This window comes from Streptomyces sp. NPDC005899, assembly GCF_040629645.1.
GTDB lineage: Bacteria > Actinomycetota > Actinomycetes > Streptomycetales > Streptomycetaceae > Streptomyces.
This window is the reverse complement of record NZ_JBEXWB010000601.1, coordinates 1-2241: the sequence shown is the minus strand read 5'-3', so window position 1 is coordinate 2241 and position 2241 is coordinate 1. Positions and strand designations below refer to the sequence as shown.

General features: G+C 76.4%; 2 protein-coding genes and 1 pseudogene. 2 read left to right on the top strand and 1 reads right to left on the bottom strand.

Annotated features, from left to right (window positions below):
* Positions 1–206: 206 nt before the first annotated feature.
* Positions 207–1022, top strand: coding sequence for a TetR family transcriptional regulator (locus ABZ371_RS31900; protein WP_358686273.1), 816 nt, complete (start codon positions 207–209; stop codon positions 1020–1022).
* Positions 1023–1041: 19 nt separating this feature from the next.
* Here the strand turns inward: ABZ371_RS31900 and ABZ371_RS31895 are convergent, their stop codons facing one another.
* Positions 1042–1824 carry a restriction endonuclease gene (locus ABZ371_RS31895; RefSeq protein WP_358686270.1) on the bottom strand — a complete coding sequence of 261 codons (783 nt, stop codon included), beginning with the start codon at positions 1822–1824 and terminating at the stop codon, positions 1042–1044.
* A 159-nt stretch (positions 1825–1983) separates the two neighbouring features.
* Between ABZ371_RS31895 and ABZ371_RS31890 the strand changes: the two are divergent.
* Positions 1984–2241, top strand: a pseudogene (locus ABZ371_RS31890) (GNAT family N-acetyltransferase); the annotation flags it as partial.

Below are 2241 nucleotides of genomic sequence, written 5' to 3'. Positions count from 1 at the left end.
GGGGGGGCCCGGGGCCGCCGCCGCCCCACCGCGGGGGGGGGCAGCCCCCCAATCGCCCCGCGGGGGCGGGGCGGGGGGGGGGCGCCCCCCCCCCCCCCCCCCCCGGGCCCGCCGGCGCCGCGGACGCCTGGGGCGGGCTCCTGGGGCCCTCGGGCGGACCGCCCCCGCAGGCGCGGTCCCCCGCACGGATGGGTTACGTTCACACCATGTCCCAACCCGCCAGGTCCGCCCGTTCCTCCGCCGCGCCCGACGCCCCGGAAAGCGCCGCGGGCACCCGCGCCGCCGCCCAGCGGCTCAAGATGCGCCGTGAACTCGCCGCGGCGGCGATGGAGCTCTTCGCCACGAAGGGGTACGAGGCGACGACGGTCGACGAGATCGCGGGTGCCGCCGGAGTGGCGCGCCGCACGTTCTTCCGCCACTTCCGCTCCAAGGAGGAGGCGATCTTCCCGGACCACGACGACACCCTCGTCAGGGCCGAGGCCGTCCTCAACGCGGCCCCCGCGCACGAGCACCCGCTCGACACCGTGTGCCGCGGCATCAAGGAAGTCATGAAGATGTACGCGGCGAAGCCCGCCGTCTCGGTGGCCCGTTACAAGCTGACGCGTGAGGTGCCCACGCTGCGGCAGGCGGAGATCGCCTCGGTGGCCCGCTACGAGCGGCTTTTCACCCGCTACCTGCTGGGCCACTTCGACGAGCGGGACCACCACGTCGGCAACGACGACCCGCTGCTGGCCGAGGTGGCGGCCTCCGCCGTCGTCACCGCGCACAACCACGTGCTGCGGCGGTGGCTCCGGGCGGACGGCCAGGGTGACGTGGAGGCACAGCTGGACCACGCCTTCGCGATCGTGCGGGACACCTTCGGGTCGGGCATCGGGGCCGGGCGGTCGGCGGGCGGCGAGCCCGCGAAGACCCCCGCGGCCACGGTGGCGGCCCAGGGCGAGGTGCTGGTCGCGGTGGCGCGCACGGACGCGCCGCTCGACGAGGTGATGCGCACGATCCAGCAGGCGCTGAAGGACCGCTGAGCGCCGCCCGGCCGCCGGGTCAGGCGTCCACCGGCACGTGCCAGGGCAGGGGCGCCCCCTCGTCGCTCCAGGCCGACAGGGACGGCAGGTCGACGCAGAGGATGCCGCACTGCGCGGCGTACTCCACGGCGGGTTCGGTGAACGTGCTCGTCGTGACCACGACGGCGACCTCGGCCCGGTGGACGGCGTAGCACGTGCCGCCGAAGCGCTGGAGGTCCTGGGAGCCCACCTTGTTGTCGGGGCAGTACTGCTTGCACTGGATCACGAGGCGGCGGCCGTCCGGGGTGAGGGCGACGACGTCGGCCCCGAGGTCACCGGCGCCGCCGACGACCTCGACCTCCGTACAGCCGTCCCGCCGGCAGAGGGCGGCGACCGCCTCCTCGAAGGCGTACGGGTCCATGTCCAGGTAGTCGACCGGCGCTTCGGGGGCGGGCGCCTCCGTCTCGGGGAGGCGGGCCGGCTCGGTGCGCGGCCACGGATCCGGCTCGCGGAGCGTGGCCTCCGCCTCGGCGAGCCCGGTGTCCACCATCTCGTACGCCGCTTCGACGACGGCCGCGGCCGCCCCGGCCGCCACCCGCCGGTTGTGACGGCGGCGCAGGAAGGCCGCCGCCACCGCGGCCAGGGCCGCGAGCGCCGCCACGGCCACGCCGGGGTGCCGCAGGGCGCTCTGCCAGGCCGCCCGCAGGGCGAGTCCCGTGACGCAGAGCAGCACGGCGGCGAGGACGAAGCCGAGCGCCGTGCGGCGCAGGCTGAACGCGGGCCTGTCGGCCCCGCGGACGCTTCTGCGGACCGGTATCGCCATGGGTGGCCCCCTGTTTGCCTTCGCTGTCGGGTGCGCCCCGGTGCGCACCCGCCCATGATCAGTTCAAGATCACCTTCCGTCTGCCCCGGGTACCGGTCCTGACGCAGGTGACGGCGAAACCCGTTTGTCCGGTGGGCGGCCGCGTGCTCGGGTGTGCCCATGGATCCAGCCGGACTGCTCGCCCTGTTCGACCGCGAGATGCGGGAACACGCCCGTCCCGACGGCCCGGGGGTGCGGGTGGAGCGGGCCGGCCCCGTCGTGCGCCAGGTGGGCGGCGCCGACGACTGGAACGGCGTCGTGTGGTCCCCGCCGGGCCTCGGCGCGGGGGCGGGCCCCGCCCGCGGCGCCCCGCAGGAAGGGGAAATCACGCCCCGGGGGCTCGCGGGGGGCGGGTGGGGGAGCAACTGCCCCGGACGG

Bases quoted from the DNA above. Each gene is read 5' to 3' on its own strand.
- ABZ371_RS31900 (WP_358686273.1), top strand. From the start codon at position 207: ATGTCCCAACCCGCCAGGTCCGCCCGTTCCTCCGCCGCGCCCGACGCC.
- ABZ371_RS31895 (WP_358686270.1), bottom strand. From the start codon at position 1,824: ATGGCGATACCGGTCCGCAGAAGCGTCCGCGGGGCCGACAGGCCCGCG.